The sequence below is a fragment of the Streptacidiphilus sp. PAMC 29251 genome, from assembly GCF_054208735.2.
Window position 1 is genome coordinate 7,243,783 of sequence record NZ_CM135725.2, and the last position, 24,042, is coordinate 7,267,824.

Here is a 24,042-nt window from a genome sequence, read left to right on the forward strand (position 1 = left end):
ACGTCCTCGCGGTCGGCGCGACCCGGACCGCGCCGATGGCCGACGGCGGGTCCGACTCCGAGGCGGTCGGCGCTCCGGCCCCGGCCCCCGCGCCCGCCCCGGCCCCGGCCGGCCGGGGGTCCGCGGCCCAGGACGCCCGTCCCGGCGACGACACCCCGGCCGCCGCCGACCCGCACGGACTGGCCCAGTGGAACCTGCGGATGATGGGCCCCGCCGCCGGGGTCCGTAACCCGGCGCTGCGTAACGTGGTGGTCGCGGTCCTCGACTCCGGGGTCGACGACACCCATCCGGACCTGCGCGCCGCCGTGGATCCGGCCCGCTCCGCCTCCTGCGCCACCGGCAGCCCCGACAGCAGCCCCGGCGCCTGGCGCCCCGACCCCCAGGTGGGCGAGAGCGGCCACGGACGCATGTCAGCGGCATCATCGCGGCGGACCGCCCCGGCGACGGGGTGCTCGGGGTGGCCCCCGGCGCCCGGATCGCCGCGGTCCGGCTGCTCGGCCCGGTCGGGCAGTACTACGGCGAGAACCTGGTCTGCGGCTTCCTCTGGGCGGCCGACCACGGCGCCAGGGTGATCAACGACAGCTACTTCGCCGACCCCTGGAAGTACAACTGCCCGACCGACAAGGACCAGGCCGCCGTCACCGCGGCGGTCGGCCGCGCCGTCCGCTACGCCCAGGACAAGGGCGCCCTGGTGGTCGCCTCGGCCGGGAACGACGCGCAGGACCTGGACGGGCCGCGCACCGACGACCGCAGCCCCAACGACCGGGTGGCCGGTGTCGCGCCGATCAGCAGACGGCTCGGCGCGGAGTGCATCCGGCTGCCGGGCGGCCTGCCCGGCGTACTGGACGTCACCGCCGTGGACGAGGACGGCAGCCTGGCGGGCTACTCCAACTGGGGCGCCGGGCAGGTGCAGTTGGCCGCTCCCGGCGGCGACCCGGACGGCGGTCCGGCCCAGGCCGTGGTCTCCGACTGGCCCGGCGGCGGCTACGCGGCCCTGGCCGGGACGTCCATGTCGGCCGCCCATGTCAGCGGCGCGGCCGCGGTGGAGGCCGCCCGGCACCCCGGCGCGGACGGCACGCAGCTGGCCCGGCTGCTGGAGCAGGAGGCGCTGCCCGAGGACTGCCCGTCCGGCCGGGTCGGCGGCACCGGCTGCCCGGGGGCGGCGTACTACGGCTACGGGCTGGTGGAGCTCCCGGTCAAAGCGTTGAAATCAAGCCGCTGAGATCAGGGCGCTGAAGTAGGCCAGCAGCGCCCTGATGATCTCGTCCTCCAGGGCCGGCAGCTCGGCCGGCGGTGCGGCGATGATCAGTGGCAGCACGCCCTTGAACAGGTGGACCGCGACCTCGGCGCTGCGGTTCCGGTCCGCTTCGGGCAGCTGCGGTGCCAGTCGGCCGAGGAGGTCCGACACCCCGCTGAGCATGGAGGCGTGCAGGGGGGCGTGCACATCGGCCAGGCGCTGGGGGGTGTCAGGGCCCATGAACAGCACCGGGCAGGCCGGGTTCTCCCGGTGGAACTCGAACATCGGCCGGAGCACCCGGGTGAGCAGTTCTTCTACCGGAAGCGCGGCCAGGTCCGGGCCCTGCAGCAGGGTCTGCAGCTGGACCAGCTGCTCGGCGAAGCCCACCGCGAGCGCGTCGGCGATCGCGTCCTTGTTGGGGAAGTACTGGTACAGCGTGCCGGGGGAGACGCCGGCCCGGGCGGCGATGGCATTGGTGGTGGTGGCCGAGTAGCCGCACTCGGCGAACACCTGGCCCGCGGCGTTGAGCAGTTCCGCCATCCGGCGCTCGCCCCGCGCCTGCCGCCGCTTCGGTGCGGCCGCTGCGGCTTCTGGGGCCGCTGCCTGCTGTGCCATCCCTGCCTCCGTCGTCCCGACCTCGGGCAAGTCTAGGCGTGTTGACTAATGCGAGCAAAGACTCGTATTCTCGGGGCATCAAAAGCGAGTGATCGCTCGTATTCTACACTCCGCCAAGGGGACAGCCATGTCTGCCGTCGTCGAAACCGCGCACGCCCCGGACGGGGCCGCCGCCGATCGCGCCCCTACCGCCAACCGCTGGTGGACCCTGGGGATCGTCTCCATCGCCACCTTCATGCTGATGCTCGACCTGACCGTGGTGAACGTCGCCCTGCCCGACCTGCGCACCTCCCTGCACGCCGACTTCTCCGACCTGCAGTGGGTGCTGGACGCCTACGCCCTCACCCTCGCGGTGTTCCTGCTCACCGGCGGCTCGCTGGCCGACCGGCTCGGCCGCAAGCGGGTCTTCATCACCGGGTTCGCGATCTTCACCCTGTCCTCGCTGGCGGCCGGCGCCGCCCCCGGCATCCTGGAGCTCAACCTCGCCCGGGGCGCCCAGGGCATCGGCGCCGCGGTGCTGTTCGCGGTCGGTCCGGCCCTGCTCGGCCAGGAGTTCCGGGGCAAGGACCGGGCCATGGCCTTCGGGGTCTTCGGCGGCGTCGCCGGGCTCGCCATCGCCTTCGGGCCGCTGATCGGCGGCGGCCTCACCGACGGGCTCAGCTGGCGCTGGATCTTCCTGGTCAATGTGCCGATCGGGATCGTCGCGATGCTCCTCGGCCTGCTTCGGCTGCGTGAGTCCACCCAGCCCGGCGCGCACCGGGTCGACTGGTCCGGGCTGCTGGTGTTCTCCACCGCGCTGACCCTGCTGGTGCTGGGCTTCCTGCGCGGCGAGGCCGAGGGCTGGACCAGCCCGCCGATCCTCGGCATGTTCGCCGGCTCGGTGCTGCTGCTGGCCCTGTTCGTGCTGATCGAACGCCGGGCCGGGGCCGACGCCATGCTCGACCTCTCGCTGTTCCGGATCCGCACCTTCAACGGCATCTCCGCCGCCACCCTGCTCGGCAACGCCGCCGGGATGTCAGCGATCTTCCTCCAGGTCTCCTACGTGCAGAACGTCCTCGGCTACTCGCCCTGGGCGGCCGGGCTGCGCTTCCTGCCGATGACGCTCACCCTGTTCGTGGTCGCCGCGATCACCGGCAGCCTCACCGTCGCCGTCCCGCCCCGGGTCCTGGTCGGCAGCGCGCTCACGCTGATGGCCGTCGGCCTGTCCCTGGTCGCGCTGGTGCACGTGCACAGCTCCTGGACCGCGCTGCTGCCCAGCATGATCGTGACCGGCGCCGGGATGGGCATGTTCAACCCGCCGCGGGCCTCGCTGTCCATCGCCGTGGTCGAACCGGGACGCGCCGGGATGGCGGCCGGCATGGGCGAGACCTTCCAGCAGGTCGGCATCGCCGTCGGGATCGCCGGATTCGGTGCCATGTTCCAGCACCGGGTGGTCAGCGCCTTCGCCTCGTCCCCGGCCGGCAGCGCGCTCGGCCCGCAGGCGCAGGACTTCGGCCGGGGGGTCGCCGCCGGTGCGGGCGACCAGCTCGCCCGCACCCTGCCCGGCGGTGCGGCCCGGCCGGTCGCCGAGGCCGCCAGGACCGCCTTCGTCCACGGCCTCGACCAGGTGCTGCTCTGCTGCGGCGCGGTGGCCGCGGTCGCCGCGCTGATCGCCTTCGCCCTGATCCGCCGCAGCGACCTGCACGAGAGCGCGCTCGCCGGAGCGGAGACCGCGCACGCGGGCTGAGCCCGCCGCCGCTGCCTCCCGCGCCGCCGCTGCCTCCCGTGCCGCCGCTGCCTCCCGCGCTGCCCTGCCCCTCCCGCGCTGCCCTGCCCCGTCCCCCTGGGGCGGGGCAACGGCGTGGCCGGCGGCCGGTGCGAGGATGGACCCAGCGGAGGTCGCCATGTCCGAGGAACGCGCACACCACTGGACCCACCCGGCCCTGCCCGAGGTCGACCTGCTGGACGCCCACTACGTCCGGCACAACTTCGGCAGGCACACCCATGAGACCTATGTCATCGCCGCGATCACCGACGGGGTGGAGGCGTTCCACCACCGGGGCACCGTGGAGGTGGCCGCCGCGGGCAGCCTCGCCCTGGTCGACCCGGACACCCTGCACACCGGCCACGCCGGGCACCCGGCCGGCTGGAGCTACCAGGTGCTGTACCCGAGCGCCGACAGCGTCGCCGAGGTGGCCGCGGAGCTGGGCGCGCCGGCCGGGACCCCCGGCTTCCGCAGCGCCGTCACCGTGGACCACGAGCTGTCCCGGCTGATCGGCCGGGTGCACCGCGCCGCCGGGCAGAACCAGGCCCTGGCCGCCAGCATCCTGCTCCGGCTGACCCTGGAGCGGACCGTCCGGCTGCACACCACCGCCCGCAGCCCGGCCGCGCCGCCCCCGGCGGCCGGCCGCGAGGCCGCCCGCCGGGCCCGGGACCTGCTGGCCGCCGACCTCGCCGACCCGCCCACCCTGGACCAGCTCGCCGCCGCCGTCGGCGCCCGGCCGTTCCCGCTGCTCCGGGCCTTCCGCGAGGCCTACGGGCTGCCGCCGCACGCCTGGCTCACCCAGTACCGGGTCAGCACCGCCCGGCAGCTGCTCGACCGCGGCAGCATGCCCGCCGACGTGGCCGCCGCCGTCGGCTTCGTCGACCAGGCGCACCTCGGCCGCCACTTCCGGCGCATCGTCGGGGTGCCGCCCGGCGCCTACCGCAGCGCGCGCAGGAACGTACAAGACCTGGCGGCAGGCCCCGGGCCAGCATGGACGGATGACAGCACTCCGCCCGCCCGGCTCCTCCCCGACGGAGTCCTTCCCGCCCGACCCGTCCCCGCCCGACCCGTCCCCGGCCGACTCCTCCCCGACCGACTCCTCCCCGGCCGGCCCGACCGCTGACCCGGGGACGGCGCGGGCGCGCCCGGACGCGGCCGTGGTCCGCGACGCGCTCGGCGTGGGCCTGGCCGTCGGAGCCTCCGGGCTGGCCTTCGGCGTGGCCGGGGCCGGCGCCCACCTGACGGTCTGGCAGACCTGCGCGCTGAGCCTGCTGGTCTTCACCGGGGCCTCGCAGTTCGCCCTGGTCGGCGCGCTGGCGGCGGGCGCCGCCCCGCTCGCCGCCGTCGCCGGGGCGCTCTTCCTCGGCGTCCGCAACAGCCTGTACGGGCTGCGCCTCGGCCCCCGGCTGGAGATCCCGCGGCTGCTCCGACCGCTGGCCGCCCAGGTCGTGATCGACGAGACCACCGCGGTCACCCTGGTCCAGCCGGACCGGCGCTCCGCCCGGCTGGGCTTCACCGTCACCGGGGTCAGCCTCTACCTGGTCTGGAACCTGACCACGCTGGCCGGGGCGGTCGGCGCCGGGGCGCTCGGCGACCCCGGCCGGTACGGGCTGGACGCGGCGGGGCCTGCCGTCTTCCTCGCCCTGCTCTGGCCCAGGCTGCGGGAGGGCGGCGAGGAGCGCTCGGTCGCGCTGCTGGGCGCGCTGCTCGCGCTGGCCGCCGTCCCGCTGCTGCCGGCCGGGGTGCCGGTGCTGCTCGCCGTGCTGGCGGTACCGGCCGTCGCCCTGCTGCGCGGGGTGCGCGCCGCCCGTGGAAAGGACCGGGCATGAGCGTCTGGACCGCCGTGCTGCTCACCGCGGCCGGCTGCTACCTCTGCAAACTGCTCGGCCTCTCGGTCCCGGCCGGGCTGCTCGACCGCCCGGCGGTACGGCGCTTCGCCGCGCTGGCCCCGGTCGCCCTGCTCGCCGCGCTGACCGCGCTGCAGACCTTCGGCCACGGCACCCACGGACTGACCCTGGACCCGAGGGCGGCCGGCCTGGCCGCCGCCGGGATCGCGCTGTGGCGCCGGGCGCCGTTCCTGGCGGTGGTGCTGGTCGCGGTGGTGGTCACCGCGCTGGTGCGGCTGGTCGACTGAGGGGCGCACGGGGCGCGCGATAATGGACGCCATGCGTCTGACGGAGTTCTGGAACAGGATGAACGCCCACTTCGGGGCGACGTACGCGGACAGCTTCGCGCGGGATCACGTGATGACCGAGCTCGGCGGCCGTACCGTGCACCAGGCGCTGGACGCCGGGTGGGAGGCCAAGGACGTCTGGCGCGCCGTCTGCACCGCTGTGGACATCCCCACATCGGCGCGCTGAGCGTCCTACGCCGGTGCGGTCGGGTTCCTGGGAGAGACTGGGGCCGTGGCAGGCAGCAGCGGGATCCCCGACCCAGGCAACGACCCAGGCAACGGACCAGGCATCGGAGGCATGCCGCGCTGGCTGCCCCGGGCGATCGTCACCGCGCTGCTGCTGGTCGGTGCGTTCGAGCTGGTCAGCTGGGCTTTTCTGCAGCTCACCAGCTTTCTGTCGACCCTGCTGGTCTCCTTTGTGCTCTCCCTGGCGATGGAGCCGGCCGTCACCTGGATGGCGGCCCGCGGCATGCGCCGGGGCCTGGCCGCCTTCCTGGTCTTCCTGGTCGCCGCCGTGCTGGCGCTTGGCTTCGTCGCGGCCATAGTGACCCTGCTGGTGGACCAGGTCGGCCAGGTCGCGGCCCAGCTCCCGCAGCTGCTGGACTCGCTGATCAGCTGGATCAACAGCACCTTCCACGCGGACGTCTCGCTGGACAAGCTGCAGCAGATGCTGCTGAACAACGCCGGCAGCATCGAGCAGTACGCGCAGAAGGCCGCCAACAACATCTGGGGCGTCTCCAGCACCCTGCTCGGCGGGGTCTTCCAGCTGTTCACCATCGCCCTGTTCACCTTCTACTTCACGGCGGACGGGCCCAGGATGCGGCGGGTGCTGTGCTCGATGCTGCCGCCGGCCCGGCAGGCCGAGGTGCTGCGGGCCTGGGAGCTCGGCATCGAGAAGACCGGCGGCTACCTCTACTCGCGGGCCCTGCTCGCGGTCGCCTCCGCCGCCGCCCACTTCGTCCTGCTGTGGCTGCTCGGCATCCCCTACGCGGGCCCGCTGGCGATCTGGGTCGGGGTGGTCTCCCAGTTCGTGCCGACCATCGGCACCTATCTGGCCGGGGCACTGCCGATGCTGGTCGGGCTGACCGTGGACCCGGTGGACGCGGTCTGGATCCTGATCTTCGTGGTCGCCTACCAGCAGGTGGAGAACTACCTGCTGCAACCCCGGATCACGGCCAGGACGGTGGAGATCCACCCGGCGGTGGCCTTCGGCTCGGTGATCGCCGGCGCGGCCCTGCTGGGCGCGGTCGGCGCGCTGATCGCGATCCCGGTCACGGCCACCCTGCAGGGCTTCCTCAGCACCTACATCCGCCGCTACGAGCTGGTGGAACCCCCGACCGACCGGCTCCGCGACCCGGTTCGGCGGCGGCGACACGGGGAGGAGCAGGAGCAGGATGAGGGCTCCGAGGATAATTCGAACTAATGTTCTCTATACTGGGCCCGCAGCGAGTTATCCACAGGCGTGGCCCGGACCGCGACCGATTGTCAGTGGCGCGCGCTAGCGTCTTTGGTGATGAAGCGCTCAGCACCAACCCCCAGGACGGAATCCATGGCAGCGAATGACCGCGAGCGGGCCCTCGAGACCGCGCTCGCCCAGATTGAACGGCAGTTCGGCAAGGGCTCCGTCATGCGCCTCGGCGACGAGCCGCGCGCCCCGATCGAGGTCATCCCCACCGGCTCGGTCGCCCTGGACATCGCCCTCGGCGTCGGCGGCCTGCCGCGCGGCCGGGTGGTCGAGGTCTACGGCCCCGAGTCCTCCGGCAAGACCACGCTCACCCTGCACGCGGTGGCCAACGCGCAGAAGGCCGGCGGCATCGTCGCCTTCATCGACGCCGAGCACGCGCTCGACCCCGACTACGCCAAGAAGCTCGGCGTGGACCTCGACGCCCTGCTGATCTCCCAGCCGGACACCGGCGAGCAGGCGCTGGAGATCACCGACATGCTGATCCGCTCCGGCGCGGTCGACCTGATCGTGATCGACTCGGTGGCGGCGCTGGTTCCCCGCGCCGAGATCGAGGGCGAGATGGGCGACTCCCACGTCGGCCTGCAGGCCCGGCTGATGAGCCAGGCCCTGCGCAAGATCACCGGTGCGCTCAGCCAGTCCAACACCACCCTGATCTTCATCAACCAGCTCCGCGAGAAGGTCGGCGTGATGTTCGGCTCCCCGGAGACCACCACCGGTGGCCGGGCGCTGAAGTTCTACGCCTCGGTGCGGCTGGACATCCGGCGGATCGAGACCCTCAAGGACGGCACCGAGGCGGTCGGCAACCGCACCCGGGTCAAGGTCGTCAAGAACAAGGTGGCCTCGCCGTTCAAGCAGGCCGAGTTCGACATCATCTACGGCCAGGGGATCAGCCGCGAGGGCGGCCTGATCGACATGGGCGTGGAGCAGGGCTTCGTCCGCAAGGCCGGCGCCTGGTACACCTACGAGGGCGACCAGCTGGGGCAGGGCAAGGAGAACGCCCGCAACTTCCTCCGGGACAACCCGGAGCTGGCGGACGAGATCGAGACGAAGATCAAGGAGAAGCTCGGCGTCGGGCCGCGCAAGACCGAGGGCGCCGCGCCCGCGGTCAAGGAGATCACTCCGGTGGTGAAGTCGGTGACCACCCGGGCCAGCAAGGCCAGGGCGGAGAAGGCCGCCGCCGCCGCGGCGACCCCGGTGGTCCCGGAGCCCGCCGCCCCGGTGACGGTGCCGGCCGCCGCCACGGCGCCGGCTGAGCCGGTGGCCGCTGCGGCCAAGTCCTGACCGTGCCGGAACGCGAAGCCTGGGGGCCGCTGGACTGGTCGGTCAACGGTGCCGGCGGGGAGTCGTTCGATCTTCTCCCCGCCGACACCGCTGCGGACACCGCCGCCGACGCCGAACCCGGGTCCGGGCAGCGGCGGCCTGCGGCGGCCCTGCCCTGGAGCGCCGCGCCCGCAGGGCAACCGGGCGAGGGCGGCAAGGAGCCCAAGGATCCGGTCGCCCAGGCCAAGGGGCTGTGCCTGCGGCTGCTCACCGGTTCGTCGAAGACCCGGAAGCAGCTCGCCGACGCCATGCGCAAGCGGGAGATCCCGGACGAGGTCGCCGAGGAGGTGCTCTCCCGCTTCGAGGAGGTCGGGCTGATCGACGACGCCGCCTTCGCCGACGCCTGGGTGGAGTCCCGCCATCGCGGCCGCGGCCTGGCCCGTCGCGCGCTGGCGATGGAGCTGCGCAGCCGGGGGGTGGACCAGGCGGTGGTCGCCGAGGCGGTGGAGCGGCTGGATCCGGAGCAGGAGGCCGAGACGGCGCGGGAGCTGGTCCGGCGCAAGCTCCGGTCGACCCGGGGCCTGGACCGGCAGGTCCGGATCCGCCGGCTGGCCGGCATGCTCGCCCGGCGCGGCTATCCCGAGGGGTTGGCCCTGCGGGTGGTCAGACAGGCGCTGGATGACGAGGGCGCGGAGGATGAACAGGACATGCCGTCCTGGGGCGAATTTGAGTGAAGTTAGCGGGAAGAAGTCACGGAGGATATGTGAATTGGCTGATGACGAATGGTCAGCATCGATCGCTATCTTGACCATTTCGTAACCTGGTCTTAGCCTCGCATGCAGTGAGGGATCGCTACAAGCGCACCCGAACGGGCTGAAACCGACTGAACTGACGATCTGTTTCCTGTGGGTCACACGACCCTTCGGCATGCCCTACTGCCTGCAGGGGAGGACCGATGGAGATCGTGCTTTTCGCAGTGGCCGGTCTGGTCCTGGCAGGTGCGGCGCTGACCGCCCGCGCCCAGCTCCGCCGCGGCCGGGAGGAAGCGGCTCGGCTGCGGGTCGAGTGGGAGCGCAGGGAGTCCCGCAGCGCCGAACGGGAGAGCCGGCTGGACGACGAGCAGCGGCGGCTGCACATCTGTGCGGTCGAGGCGGCCGAGACCCAGGCGGTGCTGGCCCGGCAGCGTGAGGAGATCAGGGCCCAGAGCGTCCTCGCCGAGGCCGAGCAGCGGCTCGCCCTGGAGCGTGCGGCCGGGCTGAGCGCCGCCCAGGCCCGCGCCGAGATCGTCCGCACCGCGGAGGAGCAGGCCAAGCGCGAGGCGGTCAGGACCGTCCGCGAGATCGAGCGCAAGGCCCGCAGCGAGGGCGAGGCCCGGGCCAGGGAGATCGTCGCCACCGCGATCCAGCGGATCGCGGCCGAGCAGACCGCCGAGTCGGTGGTCGCCGTGGTGCGGCTGCCGGGGGACGAGATGAAGGGCCGGATCATCGGCCGCGAGGGCCGCAACATCCGCTCCTTCGAGTCCGTCACCGGGGTGAACCTGGTGATCGACGACACCCCCGCCTCGGTGCTGCTGTCCTGCTTCGACCCGGTCCGCCGGGAGATGGGCCGGCTCACCCTGGAGGCCCTGGTCGCGGACGGCCGGATCCATCCGATGCGGATAGAGGAGGAGTACGAGCGCAGCCAGGTCGAGGTGGAGCGGCTCTGCGCCCGCGCCGCCGAGGACGCGCTGGCCGAGGTCGGCGTCGGCGAGATGCACCCGGAACTGCTGCGGCTGCTCGGCCGGCTGCGCTACCGCACCTCCTACGGGCAGAACGTGCTGGGGCACCTGGTGGAGTCGGCGCACATCGCCGGGATGATGGCCGCCGAGCTGCGGGTCGACCCGGTGCTGGTGAAGCGCTGCACCCTGCTGCACGACGTGGGCAAGGCGCTGACCCATGAGGTGGAGGGCAGCCACGCGCTGATCGGCGCCGAGCTGGCCCGCCGCTACGGGGAGGCGGAGGAGGTGGTCCACGCGATAGAGGCGCACCACGGCGAGGTCGATCCGCAGACCGTCGAGGCGGTGCTGACCCAGGCCGCGGACGCCTGCTCCGGCGGCCGCCCCGGTGCCCGCCGGGAGTCGGTGGAGCTGTTCGCCCGCCGCCTGGAGCGGCTGGAGACGATCGCCCGGCGGCACGAGGGCGTGCACAAGGTGTTCGCGATGCAGGCCGGACGGGAGGTCCGGGTGATGGTGCTGCCGGAGGCCGTGGACGACCTCCAGGCGCAGGTCATCGCCAGGGACGTGGCCAAGCAGGTCGAGGAGGAGCTGACCTACCCGGGGCAGATCCGGATCACGGTGATCCGGGAGAGCCGGGCCACCGAGTTCGCCCGCTGAGCGGCGCCACCCTACCCTCAGCCGCTCAGCCGCTCAGCCGCTCAGCCGCCCGGCTCCCCGACCTCAACTGCTCAGTCCGCGGCGGGTTCGGTCCAGCCGACCGGCCGCTGGACCGGGAGCCCCGCCGCCGCCCAGGCCTGGAAGCCGCCGATCAGGTCGGTGGCCCGGTGCAGCCCCAGCGCCTGCAGCGACCGCGCGGCCAGACTGGAGGCGTAGCCCTCGTTGCAGAACACGATGACCTGCAGGTCGTGCCCGGTGACCTCGGGCAGCCGGTAGTCGCACAGCGGGTCCAGCCGCCACTCCAGCTCGTTGCGCTCCACGATCAGGGCGCCGGGTACGGTGCCGTCCCGGTCGCGCAGCGCGGCATAGCGGGTGTCGATCAGCAGCGCCCCCGCGTCGGTGACGGCGTCGGCCGCCTGCCGTGCGGTGAGTCGGCCGAGGTGGGTGCGTTCGCGTTCGAGCAGGTCGTCGATCCCGGTGGAGGCCATGGTCACCACTCCTCGGGGCCCTCGACCAGCGCCAGCCGCAGCGTGTCGCCGGTGCGGGCGTAGCGGCGCTGCATCGGCAGCGGCGGGTAGTAGCAGTGCACCGACACCGCGACCTGCTCCTCCGAGGGGTTGACCACCTGGTGCACATGGTGCGGTCCGAAGGACCGGCCGCGCCCGGCCGGAAGGGCCCGCTGCCGGTCGACGCCCTCCATCAGTTCCAGGCTGCGCCAGCCCGCGGTCGGGATCGGCAGGCCGAGCGACAGTTCGCTGAGCTCGCCGCTGGCGGTGACGAACGCGCCGCTGGAGCCGCCGTGGTCGTGCCAGCCGGTCTCCGACCCGGGCGGCCAGCCGATCAGCCAGGCCTCGCTGCCCATCGGGCCTTCGATCCGGACCCAGGTGCGCTCCTCCGGGTTGATCGGCAGTTGGGCCAGCACCTCGGGGTCGGCGGCGGTCGCCCTGGCGAAGGCCAGCATGTCGGCGAGGGTGGGTGCGGGGGTGGCGGACTCGTTTCTGGAGGGAGCGGGAGCGCTGGTGATCGACAAGGGAGCATCCTCGGGGTGTGGAGGCGACCGGGTGCGCAAAGGACCCACGCGACACTGCGCGGGTACGGGTACGCGAAAGCAGGAGGGGGCGGGACGGCTCCGCGGAACGCGGTCGTGCGCCGGAGGCGGCTCGAGGCCGTACGACGGGATGGTGCTACAGCTGGTTCGCGGCCGCTGCTAGCCGCGTGTACAGAGCGAGCCCAGGTACCTGACGAGGTCGAGGTGGGCTCGGCGGACCAGGTGGACACCGGTCATCGAGGGGGCGGGCAGCGCTCCGACGTCCCGGGGGGCGACACCCGGGCTCTCAGCCGAAACTCCGAGGGGCCGAAGCCTCCTGTACTGCTGCCGCATGGTCGCCAGTGAAGCACGGGGCCCATTGATCGTCAAGATTGCGCCATCGGCACTGAACCCGTTCGCGAGCTGCACTCCAGACACTTCTAGGCCCTTGCCCCATGGGCGGGAATGCGCTCCCCGGGGGCGGGTTCGCGGCGGCCGCGCGGGGTCGGCAGCTCGGCGGAGCCGCCCCTGGCCCGGTCGGCCAGGGTCCACAGGTCGTCCGGACGGCAGCCCTGGACGGCGGCGACCAGATGGCCGTCCGGGCGGATCAGCAGCACGGTGTGCGGGACCGCGGTCGGGTAGGCCTCGGTGACCAGCAGCTCGGCGGGCAGCGGCAGGGCCCGGGTGGCCTCGGTGAGCTGCGGCATCAGTCCGGCGCCGAGCCAGTGCTCGACCGCCCACACGGTGGTGCCGGGGGCGACCAGGACCACCAGGAAGCCCCGTCCGAGCCGGGCCCGCAGCCGGTCCGGGGTGCCGTCGGTGGTGACCACCGGCACGTCGGGGACGAGCACCCCGGGGCTGGTCGGCGACAGCGCCGGGCTGAGCGAGGGACGGGACTGCGCGGGGTGGCCCGGGTAGGCGGGGGCCGCGCCGAGCTGTCCCCGGCCGAGCGTGCCGTCGGACAGCAGGGTGGCGTTGCGTCGCAGCGAGCCGGAGAGCACGCTGCGGCGGGCCTCCAGCAGCGGGGTGCTGGGCTGGAGCAGCGGCATGGCCTGGTCGACGGCCCGCAGTCGGGCGATCACCGCGCTGCGGCGCTCCTGCTGGTAGGTCGCCAGCAGTCGCTCGGTGGCGCAGTGGTGCCAGACCAGGGCGAGCTTCCAGGCCAGGTTGTCGGCGTCCCGCAGGCCTTCGTCCAGGTTCTGCATGCCGAGCGAGCCGAGCAGGTGCGCGGCGTCGCCGGCCAGGAACACCCGGCCCACCTGGAAGCGGCTGGCGAGCCGCTGTTGGACCACGTAGTCGGCGCTGGTGATCAGCTCGTACGGGGGCACCGCGCCCTCGTGCCAGCCGGCCAGGGTCGACCGCAGCTGCTCGACCAGGATGTCCGGGGTGAGCGCGGGGCGGCCCACCGGCAGCCGCCAGTCGAACCGCCAGACCCCGTCGGGCAGCGGACGCGCGGTGACCTCGCGGCTGCCGGGGCGCCCGTTCGCGGAGCCGACGAGCAGCAGCGGGGCGTCGCGGTGCAGCCGGGCCTCGCCGGGGAAGGGCAGATCGACCCTGACCGTGGCGACGGCGTAGTGGTCGGCGGAGGCGCGTCCGGGGAAGCGCAGCTGCAACTGCTTGCGCACCACGGAGCGCGGTCCGTCGCAGCCGACCAGATGGCTGCCGCGCCACCAGGTCTTGGCGGTGTGGACGCTGATCCCGTCGGCGTCCTGCTCGACCTCGGTGACGACCGAGTCGTGCACCAGCTGGACCAGCGGCGCGGCCGAGACGGCGTCGCGCAGTCCGCGCTGCAGCCGGTGCTGGGCCAGGTGCAGCAGCTCCTCCTCGGGCAGCGGGAGGTGCAGCAGCTCGCGGCTGCGGCGCAGGGTACGCCAGGAGGTCAGCGCCCGGCCGTCGGCGGCGATCCGGCCGTAGCCGAGCCGGGTGAGGAACTCGGTGGTGTCGGCGCGCAGCACGGTGGAGCGCGCGCCCTCGGGCGACACCCCGGCCCCGTCGTCCAGCACCACGGAGGGGACCTGGTGCCGCGCCAGCGCCAGGGCCAGGGCCAGCCCGACCGGACCGGCGCCGACGATGATCACCGGGTCCACGGCCGCCCCCTGCTCGTGCCGGCCCGCGGCCCGGTCCGCGCCTGCGCGCCGGGCGCTGTCGGGCGCCCGGGTCGGGCTCGGCCAGTCATAGAGGCCACTGCAACAGATTGCCTGGTGCGTCGTCAAGCAGCGTCAGGTGTACGCCGGTTCGTGGCGCACCCAGGCGGCGCACTGCTGCGGTCCCGTGCGCCCTGCCCCGCGCCCCACAGGAGTTTCCGGCACGGGTCGAGGGGTCAGGGTTTGCCTGCGGAGGAGAGGAAGTCGCGGGCCCGGACCGTGCGGGGAGTGGTGAAGAACTCCTCCGGCGGCCCCTGCTCGATGATCCGTCCGCCCTCCATGAACACCACCCGGTCGGCGGCACGGCGGGCGAACGCCGGATCCCCGGTGGCGACCAGTACGGCGAGGCCGTCGGCGGCCAGCTCGCGCAGCAGTACCGGCAGCGGGGGCTGCAGCGGCGGCTCGTCGGCGGGCTGGTCCGCCGGGGCCGGCGGGGGCTGGTCCACCAGGATCAGCCGGGGCGCGCCCGCCAGCGCGCGGGCGATCGCCACCCGCTGCCGCCGCTCGCCGGACAGCTCCCAGGGGTAGTGGGCGGCGTACTCGGCCACGCCGACCCGCTCCAGCAGCGCCAGGGCCCGCCGCTGCCCGTCGGCGGCGCCGAGCCGCAGCCGCCGCCAGGAGTCGCCCACCCGCCGGCCCTGCGAGACGTTCTGCAGCACGGTGCGGTGGGCCAGCAGACTGCCCGGGTCGGCCACCGGCCCGACGCCGCCGCGGCCGTCCCCGCGGATCCTGGCGCTGGACAGCCGGCCGCGCCGCAGCGGTTCACCGGCGATGGTGACGCTGCCGGAGTCGATCCGCTCGCTGCCGCCGACGGCCCGGCACAGCATCGACTTCCCGGCGCCGGCCGGTCCCAGCAGGGCGGTGACCTGGCCGGCGGCCAGCTCCAGATCGATCCCGTTCAGCACCTGCACCAGACCGCTGCGCCGGCTGACCCCGCGCAGTACGACCAGGCTCCCGGCGGTGTCGGCCCGCTGCACGCCGTCCGGCACGGTCGGGCTCCCTTGCGAGGTCTGCGGTCCGCCTCCGGGCGATCGGAGGCCTGCCCCGACGATATGCCTGATGGGAGGGGCTGATCGGGGATCTGAGGGGGATTTGAGGAAGCCGTTTCACGAAACCGGACTACTCGGCTCGTCGCATCTCGATAACGGTCGGTCCACTCCGCGGGACAGCCCTTGACCGCGGGGGCGGAACCGGGATGAGGTGCACCCACCGGGTATGCCCCCGGGCCGACCCCAGCCCCAGCCCCGACCCACCATGGGCCCCGAACCGACACAGGAGAGACCACCGTGCGCCTGCTCCTCGTCGAGGACGACGACCATGTGGCCGCCGCGCTGGTGGCCGTGCTGAGCAAGCACGGCTTCGAGGTGCGCCACGCCCGGACCGGGAACGAGGCCCTGGACGCCCTGGTCCCGGACGGCCGCGGCCCGTACCGGGTGGTGCTGCTCGACCTGGGCCTCCCGGACCGGGACGGTTTCGAGGTCTGCGGGCAGATCCGCCGCCGCGGCGGAATACCTGTGATCATGGTCACCGCCCGCTCGGACATCAACTCCAGGATCCACGGCCTGAACCTCGGCGCGGACGACTACGTGGTCAAGCCCTACGACATGGGCGAGCTGCTGGCCCGGATCCACGCGGTGGCCCGGCGCGGGGCGGCCCCGTCGCCGAGCGCCGCCGGGGACCGGCCGCGGCCCGCCGAGGCCTCCGCCGACCTGCTGGTCCGCTCCTGCGGCCTGCGTCTGGACGCCGACGCCCGCCGCGCCCTGGTGCACGACCGGGACGTGCCGCTGACCCGCAAGGAGTACGACCTGCTGGCGCTGCTCGCGCAGAGCCCGGGCGTGGTGATCCGCCGCGAGCAGATCATCAGCGAGGTCTGGCGCAGCAGTTGGGAGGGCACCGCGCGCACCCTCGAGGTGCACATCGCCTCGCTGCGGCACAAGCTCGCGGTGCCCGCGCTGATCGAGACGGTCCGCGGGATCGGCTACCGCCTGGTCGTCCCGAGGGACGACCAGGACGCGGACCCGGCGGGCGGTTGATGCGCACCCGCCTGCTCGGCATCCTGCTCGCCCTGATGGCCTGTGTGCTGGTCGCGCTCGGTCTGCCGCTCGCGATCAGCGAGGCCGCGGCCGAGCAGCAGCGGGTGGTGGTGGACCGGATCGACGACACCGCGCGCTTCGCCGCGCTGGCCCAGAACCCGGTCGGCCAGCCGAACGGCCCGATGGCCGCCGAACAGCAGCTCACCCTGGACACCGAGGTCAAGCGCTACTACGACGTCTACGACATCAGGGCCGGGGTGTTCCGGCTGGACGGCAGCGCGATCACCGCCGACCCGGGATCCTGGACCGACGGCGCCAAGGACGCCTCGGCCCAGCCGTTCCTGGAGGCGCTGGACGGGCGCCGCAGCCACGACCCGCCGCAGGCCTGGCCCTGGCAGGACGACCGCCGGCTGGTCGTCGCCTCCCCGGTGGTCTGGGACGGCGACGTGGTCGCGGTCGTCGTCACCGAGTCGCCGACCGGCGCCCTGGGCTCCCGGATCCTGCACCGCTGGCTGCTGCTCGCGGGCGGTGAGGCGGCCGCGGTGCTGGTGGCCGTGGCGGCGGCGGTGCTGCTCACCGGCTGGGTGCTGCGACCGGTGCAGGACCTGGACAAGGTGACCCACGACATCGCCACCGGACGGCTCGCCTCCCGGGTCGCCCCGGCCGGTGGACCGCCCGAACTGCGGCGGCTGGCACGGGCGTTCAATGAGATGGCGGACCATGTCGAGCAGGTGCTCGACCAGCAGCGGGCCTTTGTCGCCGACGCCTCGCACCAGCTGCGCAACCCGCTGGCCGCACTGATGCTGCGGGTCGAGGCGATGGGGATGGAACTGCCCGAGGACATGAGGGCGAGATGGCCGGGGTCCGGGTCGAGGGCCGCCGGCTGGCCACGGTGCTGGACGACCTGCTGGGCCTGGCCGTGGCCGAGCACGCCGGGCAGGGCGCCCGGCCGACGGACCTGGCGGCGCTGGCCGCCGAGCGGGTCGAGGGCTGGTCCGCGCTGGCCCGGGAGCGCGGGGTGGGCCTGGCCTGCGAGGCCTCCGCGGGACCGGTCCTCGGCCTGGCCGACCCGGTCGGCTTCGGCAGCGCGCTGGACGCGGTGATCGACAACGCGTTGAAGTTCACCCCGCCCGGCGAGCTGGTGCGGGTCGCGGTGAGCGCCGACCGGGACCGGGGCCGGGCCGCGGTCGCCGTCTCCGACGCAGGGCCCGGGCTGACGGGTGAGGAGATGGACCGGGTCGGCGACCGCTTCTGGCGCAGCCCCCGGCACCAGAACGTGGACGGCTCCGGCCTCGGCCTCTCCATCGCCCGCACCCTGCTCACCGCCTCCGGCGGGTCGCTGGAGTTCGCCCCCGGCGAGCCCTGGGGGCTGACCGTGACCCTCACCGTCCCGGCGGTCGGCAAGCACTGACCAGCACCGGACAACGCTGGGCGGGGGTCAGGCCCGGCACAGCACCTCGCCGTGCAGCAGGCTGAACCAACCGTCCTGGTCCGCCGCCCAGCTCCGCCAGCCCGCGGCGATCCGGCGCAGGTCGTCCTCGGTGGCGAAGCCGCCCGCGACGGCCTGGGCGGCGATCGCGGAGTCGGTGATCCGCTCCGCCCACATCCCGCCCCACCAGGCCCGTTCCTCGTCGGAGGCGTAGCACCAGGTCGCGGAACCCGAGGCGATCTCGGTGAAGCCGGCCGCCCTGGCCCAGGAGCGCAGCATCCGCCCGGCCTCCGGCTCGCCGCCGTTGCCGCGGGCGACCCGGTGGTACAGCGCGTTCCACTCGTCCAGCGCCGGGACCTCGGGGAACCAGGTGAAGGCCGCGTAGTCGGAGTCGCGGGCGGCGACCACCCCGCCGGGGCGGCAGACCCGGCGCATCTCCCGCAGCGCCTGGACCGGGTCGGCGACATGCTGCAGCACCTGGTGCGCGTGCACCACGTCGAAGGAGTCGTCCGGGAACGGCAGCGCGTGGACGTCGGCGACCTCGAAGGCCACCCCGGTCACCCCGGCCTCCGCCACCGCGCGTTCGGCCTGGGCCAGCACCTCGGCCGAGTTGTCCACCGCGGTCACCCGGCCCGGGGCCACCGCCTTCGCCAGGTCCGCGGTGATGGTGCCGGGACCACAGCCGACGTCCAGCAGGTCCTGACCCGGCTTCAGCTCCGGCAGCAGGTAGGCGGCGGAGTTCGCCGCGGTGCGCCAGCTGTGCGAGCGCAGTACGGCGGCGTGGAAACCATGGGTATAGGGGGACATTTTGCTTCTCCTGTCATTCCGTCAGTGGCCGTGCCGGTACTGAGGACTCTAGGACGAGTCTCTCTCCTTGAGAAGATTTGTCTCAGCATTCGGTCTTTTTCGGCGAGCCGGCCATGGTCGGGCATTGACCGTGCCAGGAGCCACTGACACATTTGCTGCCGTGAAGCTTCCAGTGCCTTCGCAGGCCGCGGGCGACCGGGCCGAGTTGCGGATCGACGACCTGGCCCGCGCGGCAGGCACCACCGTCCGCAACGTCCGCGCCTACCAGGACCGCGGCCTGCTGCCGCCCGCGGCCCGCCGGGGGCGTGCCAACGTCTACGAGCAGGCCCATCTGGAGCGGCTGCGGCTGATAGCGCAACTGCTCGACCGCGGCCACACCCTGGCCGGGATCAAGGAACTGCTGGACGCCTGGGAGAGCGGCACCGGGCTCGGCGGCGTGCTCGGCCTGGTCGCCGAGGTCACCGCGCCCTGGACCGACGAGGAGCCGGTGCGGCTCGGGCGGGCGGCGCTGATCACCTACTTCCAGGGGGTCGAGGACCTGCAGGCCATCGCCGACGCGGTACGCCTCGGCGTCCTGGTCCCGGTCCCCGAGGGCGCCGACGTGGACGCGCACGAGTTCCTGGTGCCCAGCCCGGGCCTGCTCGATGTCGCCGTGGAACTGCATGCCCTGGGCGTCCCACTGGCCGCGATCACCGCGCACCTGGAGCAGCTGCGGCTCGACATCGGCCGGCTGGCCCGCCGCTTCGTGGAGTTCAGCGCCGTCCATATCTTCGTCCGCTATGCGGGACACCAGCTGACCGACGACGAGGCGGTCGAGGCGGTCGGCACGGTGCGCCGGCTCCGCCCGCTGGCCCAGGCCGCGGTGGACGCCGAGCTGGCCCGCGCCATGCGCCTGGAGGCGACCCGGCTGCTGGACGCCGCCGTCACCGGGCCGCTGCGCGAACTGGTGCGCGGCGAGTTCTGAAGCAGGTTCAGCTTCTGGGACAGACCCAGCGCAGGTTCAGGGCTTGACCGAGCGGTAGTACCGCCGGGCGCCCTCCGCCAGCGGCAGCGGGTCGGTGTAGATCGCCGACCGGATGTCCACCATCTGCGCCGAGTGCACCTTCTGGCCGATCGCGTCCCGGCTGTCGATGATCGCGGCGGTGACCCGTTCGACCAGTCCGGTCGGCACGTCGTCCCTGGTCACCATGAGGTTCGCCACCGCGAGGGTGGAGACGGCGGTGTCGGGGTCGGTCAGCGGGTAGGCGCTCGCGGGCACCGTGGAGGTCCGGTAGATCTGGCTGTGCTGCGCCCCCTGGTCCTCCTCGGAGGCGAGCGCGTCCAGCTGGGTGGCCAGCCCGCCGAGCGGCACCAGCCGGACCTTGGCCCGGGCGGTGAGCGTGGTCACGGCCGCGCTCGGCAGCCCGCCGGACCAGAAGAACGCGTCGATCTTTCCCTCCGCGAGCTGCTGCGGGGCCACGTCGATGCCCAGCGGCAGGGCGGTGAGATCCCCCTTCGCGGCGCTGAGCTTGGACACCCGCAGCACCCGGTCCGCGATCAGCGCCACCCCGGACCCGGGCTGCCCGGTGCCCACCCGCTTGCCGCGCAGGTCGGCGACGCTCTTGATCGGCGACCCGGTGGGCACCACCAGCTGCACGTAGTCGTCGTAGAGCCGCCCCAGCGACCGCAGGTGCACCGCCCCCGGGCCGGTGAAGTGGGCCACCGCGTCCGCGGTGGCGATGCCGAAGGTGTCCCGGCCGTCGCTGATCCGGCTGAGGTTGTCCGGGCCCCCGGCCGAGGCGTCGAGGCGCAGGGTCACGCCCGGCAGGTCCCGGTCCACGGTCGGCCGCAGCAGAGCCCCGTAGCGCTGGTAGACACCGCCGGTCGACCCGGTGGCGAGCCCGTAGCTGCCGCGCGGGTAGCCCGCCCCGCCCGGGGCGGCCAGCCACCAGCCGAAACCGGCCGCGGCCAGCACCACCAGCACCGCCGCCAGCCGTACCGCCCGCGACCGCAGGCTCCGCCGCAGGCCCTGGGCCATGCCCCGGCCCGGGCCGGCGCCCGGGAGCGCGTGCAACTGCGTGGTGTCCGCCATGCGGGTGATCCTGCCAGCACAACCCTTACTCTTGGGGGCGTGGGTACCGCAGAAGTTTCCAAGACCGTGGCAAAGACCTATGAGATCCGCACGCACGGATGTCAGATGAACGTGCACGACTCCGAGCGCCTGTCCGGGCTGATGGAGCAGGCCGGCTACGCCAGGGCCGGCTCGGGCACCGACGCCGACGTGGTGGTGTTCAACACCTGCGCGGTGCGGGAGAAGGCCGACAACCACCTCTACGGCAACCTCGGCCAGCTCGCCTCGGTCAAGGCGGTCAAGCCCGGCATGCAGATCGCCGTCGGCGGCTGCCTGGCCCAGAAGGACCGCGAGACCATCGTCAAGCGGGCCCCCTGGGTCGACGTGGTCTTCGGCACCCACAACATCGGCCACCTGCCCGCGCTGCTGGAGCGGGCCCGGGTGCAGGAGGAGGCCCAGGTCGAGATCCTGGAGTCGCTGGAAGTCTTCCCCTCCACCCTCCCCACCCGCCGCGAGTCCGCCTACGCGGCCTGGGTGTCGATCTCGGTCGGCTGCAACAACACCTGCACCTTCTGCATCGTCCCGGCGCTGCGCGGCAAGGAGAAGGACCGCCGCACCGGCGACATCCTCGCCGAGGTGCAGGCCCTGGTGGCGGAGGGCGTGGTCGAGGTCACCCTGCTCGGCCAGAACGTCAACGCCTACGGCCAGGACATCGGCGACCGCGCCGCCTTCGGCAAGCTGCTGCGCGCCTGCGGCGAGGTCGAAGGACTGGAGCGGGTCCGCTTCACCTCCCCGCACCCCAAGGACTTCACCGACGACGTCATCGCCGCGATGGCGGAGACCCCGAACGTGATGCCGCAGCTGCACATGCCGCTGCAGTCCGGCTCGGACGCCGTGCTGCGGGCGATGAAGCGCTCCTACCGGCAGGACCGCTACCTCGGCATCATCGAGAAGGTCCGCGCGGCGATGCCGGACGCGGCCATCACCACCGACATCATCGTCGGCTTCCCCGGTGAGACCGAGGAGGACTTCCAGCAGACCCTGCACGTGGTCCGCGAGGCCCGGTTCGCCAACGCCTACACCTTCCAGTACTCCAAGCGGCCCGGCACCCCCGCCGCCGAGATGGAGGGGCAGATCCCCAAGGAGGTCGTCCAGGAGCGCTATCTGCGCCTGGTCGCGCTCCAGGAGGAGATCTCCTGGGCGGAGAACAAGAAGCAGGTCGGACGGACCCTGGAGGTCCTGGTCGCGGAGGGCGAGGGACGCAAGGACCAGCACACCGACCGGCTCTCGGGCCGCGCCCCGGACAGCCGCCTGGTGCACTTCACCCGCCCCGACGAGGGCGTCCGCCCCGGCGACGTCGTGACGGTGGAGATCAGCTACGCGGCCCCGCACCACCTGCTGGCCGAGGGCGCGCCGCTCGCGGTGCGCCGGACCCGGGCAGGGGACGCCTGGGAGAAGCGCCAGGCGGAGCCCGCCAAGTCGGCCGGGGTGATGCTGGGCCTGCCGTCGCTCGGCGTGCCCGCGCCACTGGCCGCCGTCGACGCTCCGAGCTGCCGGTAGGGTCGGTCGCATGCTGGTCGCCGCTGCCGTCTGCCCCTGCCCGCCACTGCTGGTCCCCGAGCTCGCCTCGGGCGCCGCACCCGAGCTGGACGGCCTCCGCGCCGCCTGCGACAACGCGGTCCGCGCGGTCCTCGCGGCGGATCCGGACCTGCTGTGGGTGGTCGGACCCGACGCCGAGCACGGCAGTTTCGAGGACGGCGGCACCGGGAGCTTTCGCTCGTTCGGAGTGGATCTGGCGGTGACCCTCGGCCGCAGCGGTTCGACCGAGCCGCTGCCCGCCTCGCTCAGCGTCGGCGCCTGGCTGCTCGCCCGGGCCGGCTGGGACGGCGCCGCGAAGGGGCTGGCCGTCCCCGACTACCTGGAGCCCGAGCTCTGCGCCGCCAACGGGGTCCGGCTGGCCGAGTCGGCGACCCGGGTCGGCCTGCTGGTGCTCGGGGAGGGCAGCGCCCGGCGCACCGTGAAGGCCCCGGGATACCTGGACGAGCGCGCCGAGGGTTTCGACGCCGCCGCCGCCCGCGGCCTGGCCGGAGCGGACGCGGGCGGCGAGCTGGCGGCCATGGACGACGAGCTGGCATTCGAACTGATGGCCTCGGGGCGGGCCCCCTGGCAGGTGCTCTCCGGCGCGTCGAACGGCGCGCTGGACGCCGAACTGCTCTACCAGGACGCCCCGTACGGCGTCGGCTACTTCGTCGCCAGCTGGACCTAGCTCACCGGCGGGTCGGTCGGCTCGGCCGGGTCGGTCGGAGCAGTCGGCTCGGCCGACTTCTCGGCGAGGTGGTCCAGCGACTCCTTGGCCTTGTCCCGCCCTGAGTGGATCTTGTCGCTGTACTTGCCCTTGGTGGCCTTGTCCGCCAGGTCGCCGACCTTGTCCAGGCCGGAGTCGATGGTCGAATTGTGCTTGCCGGCAAGCTCGGTGGCCTTCTCCTTGGCCTGGTCCAGCGCACCCTTGAGACTGTCCGAGAGACCCATCACCACTCCTTGAATCACACCTGGGCAGATTTAGACAAACAGCCCAACATTACCCATAGCGTACGAGTGGCCACCGCTCCGCGCGCTTCGCACCGCCGGGGTTTGCGAGACTTGCCCCGTGAACAGCGACTCCACCCCTCGCGCCACCCCCCGCGGGTCATCGCCGTCGTCGGCGCCACCGCCTCGGGCAAGTCCGACCTCGGCGTGGCCCTGGCCCGCGAACTGGGCGGTGAGGTGGTCAACACCGACTCCATGCAGCTCTACCGGGGCATGGACATCGGCACCGCCAAACTCACCGTCGAGGAGCGCGGGGGCATCCCGCACCACCTGCTCGACGTCTGGGACGTCACCGTCGCCGCGAGCGTCGCCGAGTACCAGCGGATGGCGCGGGAGACCGTGGACGCGCTGCTCGCCCAGGGGCGCACACCGGTCCTGGTGGGCGGCTCGGGCCTCTACGTCCGCGCGGTGATCGACGAGCTGGAGTTCCCCGGCACCGACCCGGCCGTCCGGGCCCGGCTCGAACAGGAACTGGAGCAGCTCGGCTCCGCGGCGCTGCACGAGCGGCTGGCCGCGCTCGACCCGCCGGCCGGCCTGGCCATCCTGCCCAGCAACGGGCGCCGGATCGTCCGGGCGCTGGAGGTGGTGGAGATCACCGGCAAGCCCTTCACCGCCAATCTGCCCGGCCACCAGGCGGTCTACGACGCGGTGCAGATCGGGGTCCAGGTGCCCCGGCCCGAGCTGGACCGCAGGATCGCGCTGCGGGTGGACCTGATGTGGGAGGCCGGTCTGGTCGAGGAGGTGGAGCAACTGGCCGCGGTCGGTCTGCGCGAGGGCCGGACCGCGTCCAGGGCGCTCGGCTACCAGCAGGCGCTGTCCCAGCTGGCGGGGGAGTCCGCGGAGCAGGAGGCGCGGGACGAGACGGTGCGCGCGACCAAGCGCTTCGCCCGCCGCCAGGAGTCCTGGTTCCGCCGCGACCCGCGGGTGCACTGGCTGCCGCACGAGGGCCGCCCCGGCGACCAGGACGAGCTGCTGCGGCGCTCGCTGGAACTGATCGCGGCGGGAAGCTGAGCGGTTCCGCCGCAGGAACCCGACCGGTTCGCCCACAGATCCTCCGCACACCACCGGCGCCCGGTGGGGCGGGGGTTACGGGCTGATCAC

21 protein-coding genes and 3 pseudogenes are annotated in these 24,042 nt (G+C 73.6%); 16 read left to right on the forward strand and 8 right to left on the reverse strand.

The annotated features are described in order from the left end of the window. Positions 1-203 precede the first annotated feature (203 nt). Positions 204-1,222 (forward strand): annotated as a pseudogene (locus ACXKR8_RS34405) (S8 family peptidase). Here ACXKR8_RS34405 and ACXKR8_RS34410 read toward each other — a convergent pair. Next, positions 1,211-1,852 (reverse strand): TetR/AcrR family transcriptional regulator, encoded by a 642-nt coding sequence (locus ACXKR8_RS34410; RefSeq protein ID WP_458268462.1) that lies wholly within the window; start codon positions 1,850-1,852, stop codon positions 1,211-1,213. The pseudogene ACXKR8_RS34405 and the gene ACXKR8_RS34410 sit on opposite strands and share 12 nt — an antisense overlap. 127 nt (positions 1,853-1,979) lie before the next feature. Between ACXKR8_RS34410 and ACXKR8_RS34415 the strand changes: the two genes are divergently transcribed. From ACXKR8_RS34415 to rny, 9 genes and pseudogenes are all read left to right on the forward strand, one after another. Beyond that, complete coding sequence (locus tag ACXKR8_RS34415; RefSeq protein ID WP_458268463.1) at positions 1,980-3,578, forward strand: MFS transporter; 1,599 nt, start codon at positions 1,980-1,982, stop codon at positions 3,576-3,578. Positions 3,579-3,735: 157 nt separating this feature from the next. Beyond that, positions 3,736-4,482: pseudogene (locus ACXKR8_RS34420) on the forward strand (AraC family transcriptional regulator); the annotation flags it as partial. Positions 4,483-4,594: 112 nt separating this feature from the next. Beyond that, positions 4,595-5,425 carry an AzlC family ABC transporter permease gene (locus tag ACXKR8_RS34425; RefSeq protein WP_458268464.1) on the forward strand — a complete coding sequence of 277 codons (831 nt, stop codon included), beginning with the start codon at positions 4,595-4,597 and terminating at the stop codon, positions 5,423-5,425. Then, positions 5,422-5,730 (forward strand): AzlD domain-containing protein, encoded by a 309-nt coding sequence (locus tag ACXKR8_RS34430; RefSeq protein WP_458268465.1) that lies wholly within the window; start codon positions 5,422-5,424, stop codon positions 5,728-5,730. Before ACXKR8_RS34425 ends, ACXKR8_RS34430 begins: the two co-directional genes overlap by 4 nt. A gap of 31 nt (positions 5,731-5,761) precedes the next feature. Next, positions 5,762-5,956, forward strand: coding sequence for a DUF3046 domain-containing protein (locus ACXKR8_RS34435; RefSeq protein WP_458268466.1), 195 nt, complete (start codon positions 5,762-5,764; stop codon positions 5,954-5,956). Positions 5,957-6,001: 45 nt separating this feature from the next. Continuing rightward, a complete protein-coding gene (locus ACXKR8_RS34440) occupies positions 6,002-7,192 on the forward strand; it encodes an AI-2E family transporter (RefSeq protein WP_462099956.1) in 1,191 nt (396 codons plus the stop codon). Between the two features lie 126 nt (positions 7,193-7,318). After that, positions 7,319-8,515 carry a recombinase RecA gene (gene recA, locus ACXKR8_RS34445; RefSeq protein WP_458268467.1) on the forward strand — a complete coding sequence of 399 codons (1,197 nt, stop codon included), beginning with the start codon at positions 7,319-7,321 and terminating at the stop codon, positions 8,513-8,515. Positions 8,516-8,544: 29 nt separating this feature from the next. Then, positions 8,545-9,228, forward strand: a complete 684-nt coding sequence (gene recX, locus ACXKR8_RS34450) for a recombination regulator RecX (protein WP_458275160.1) — start codon at positions 8,545-8,547, stop codon at positions 9,226-9,228. A 221-nt stretch (positions 9,229-9,449) separates the two neighbouring features. Continuing rightward, entirely contained in the window at positions 9,450-10,865 is a 1,416-nt protein-coding gene (rny, locus tag ACXKR8_RS34455; RefSeq protein ID WP_458268468.1) for a ribonuclease Y, read from the forward strand. 71 nt (positions 10,866-10,936) lie between these two features. Here rny and ACXKR8_RS34460 read toward each other — a convergent pair whose 3' ends face one another. The 4 genes from ACXKR8_RS34460 to ACXKR8_RS34475 form a co-directional block, all read right to left on the reverse strand. Continuing rightward, positions 10,937-11,353 (reverse strand): rhodanese-like domain-containing protein, encoded by a 417-nt coding sequence (locus tag ACXKR8_RS34460; RefSeq protein ID WP_458268469.1) that lies wholly within the window; start codon positions 11,351-11,353, stop codon positions 10,937-10,939. Between the two features lie 2 nt (positions 11,354-11,355). Continuing rightward, positions 11,356-11,826 (reverse strand): cupin domain-containing protein, encoded by a 471-nt coding sequence (locus tag ACXKR8_RS34465; RefSeq protein WP_458275161.1) that lies wholly within the window; start codon positions 11,824-11,826, stop codon positions 11,356-11,358. A gap of 506 nt (positions 11,827-12,332) precedes the next feature. After that, positions 12,333-13,979, reverse strand: a complete 1,647-nt coding sequence (locus ACXKR8_RS34470; RefSeq protein WP_458268470.1) for an FAD-dependent monooxygenase — start codon at positions 13,977-13,979, stop codon at positions 12,333-12,335. A 233-nt stretch (positions 13,980-14,212) separates the two neighbouring features. Further along, positions 14,213-15,025 (reverse strand): ATP-binding cassette domain-containing protein, encoded by an 813-nt coding sequence (locus ACXKR8_RS34475; protein ID WP_458268471.1) that lies wholly within the window; start codon positions 15,023-15,025, stop codon positions 14,213-14,215. Between the two features lie 297 nt (positions 15,026-15,322). Here ACXKR8_RS34475 and ACXKR8_RS34480 point away from each other — a divergent pair, with 297 nt between their 5' ends. Both ACXKR8_RS34480 and ACXKR8_RS34485 read left to right on the forward strand, forming a co-directional pair. Continuing rightward, a complete protein-coding gene (locus tag ACXKR8_RS34480) occupies positions 15,323-16,069 on the forward strand; it encodes a response regulator transcription factor (protein WP_458268472.1) in 747 nt (248 codons plus the stop codon). Then, positions 16,069-17,480, forward strand: a pseudogene (locus tag ACXKR8_RS34485) (sensor histidine kinase). The gene ACXKR8_RS34480 and the pseudogene ACXKR8_RS34485 overlap by 1 nt, the downstream one beginning before the upstream one ends. A gap of 27 nt (positions 17,481-17,507) precedes the next feature. Here ACXKR8_RS34485 and ACXKR8_RS34490 read toward each other — a convergent pair. After that, positions 17,508-18,305, reverse strand: a complete 798-nt coding sequence (locus ACXKR8_RS34490; protein ID WP_458268474.1) for a class I SAM-dependent methyltransferase — start codon at positions 18,303-18,305, stop codon at positions 17,508-17,510. 160 nt (positions 18,306-18,465) lie between these two features. Here ACXKR8_RS34490 and ACXKR8_RS34495 point away from each other — a divergent pair, with 160 nt between their 5' ends. Further along, on the forward strand, positions 18,466-19,269 hold the full coding sequence (locus ACXKR8_RS34495; protein ID WP_458268475.1) for a MerR family transcriptional regulator: 804 nt from the start codon (positions 18,466-18,468) through the stop codon (positions 19,267-19,269). 36 nt (positions 19,270-19,305) lie between these two features. Here the strand turns inward: ACXKR8_RS34495 and ACXKR8_RS34500 are convergent, their stop codons facing one another. After that, the gene (locus ACXKR8_RS34500; protein WP_458268476.1) at positions 19,306-20,376 is read right to left on the reverse strand and encodes a TAXI family TRAP transporter solute-binding subunit; all 1,071 of its coding nucleotides are present in this window, start codon (positions 20,374-20,376) and stop codon (positions 19,306-19,308) included. A 39-nt stretch (positions 20,377-20,415) separates the two neighbouring features. On the opposite strand from ACXKR8_RS34500, the gene miaB reads away from it, so the two are divergent. Then, on the forward strand, positions 20,416-21,915 hold the full coding sequence (gene miaB / locus ACXKR8_RS34505; RefSeq protein ID WP_458268477.1) for a tRNA (N6-isopentenyl adenosine(37)-C2)-methylthiotransferase MiaB: 1,500 nt from the start codon (positions 20,416-20,418) through the stop codon (positions 21,913-21,915). A 10-nt stretch (positions 21,916-21,925) separates the two neighbouring features. Then, positions 21,926-22,621, forward strand: coding sequence for a class III extradiol dioxygenase subunit B-like domain-containing protein (locus ACXKR8_RS34510; protein WP_458268478.1), 696 nt, complete (start codon positions 21,926-21,928; stop codon positions 22,619-22,621). Here ACXKR8_RS34510 and ACXKR8_RS34515 read toward each other — a convergent pair. Further along, positions 22,618-22,884, reverse strand: coding sequence for an antitoxin (locus tag ACXKR8_RS34515; RefSeq protein ID WP_458268479.1), 267 nt, complete (start codon positions 22,882-22,884; stop codon positions 22,618-22,620). The two genes, ACXKR8_RS34510 and ACXKR8_RS34515, sit on opposite strands and share 4 nt — an antisense overlap. A gap of 111 nt (positions 22,885-22,995) precedes the next feature. Between ACXKR8_RS34515 and miaA the strand changes: the two genes are divergently transcribed. After that, positions 22,996-23,952, forward strand: a complete 957-nt coding sequence (gene miaA, locus ACXKR8_RS34520; RefSeq protein WP_462099957.1) for a tRNA (adenosine(37)-N6)-dimethylallyltransferase MiaA — start codon at positions 22,996-22,998, stop codon at positions 23,950-23,952. The last annotated feature ends 90 nt before the right edge of the window (positions 23,953-24,042 follow it).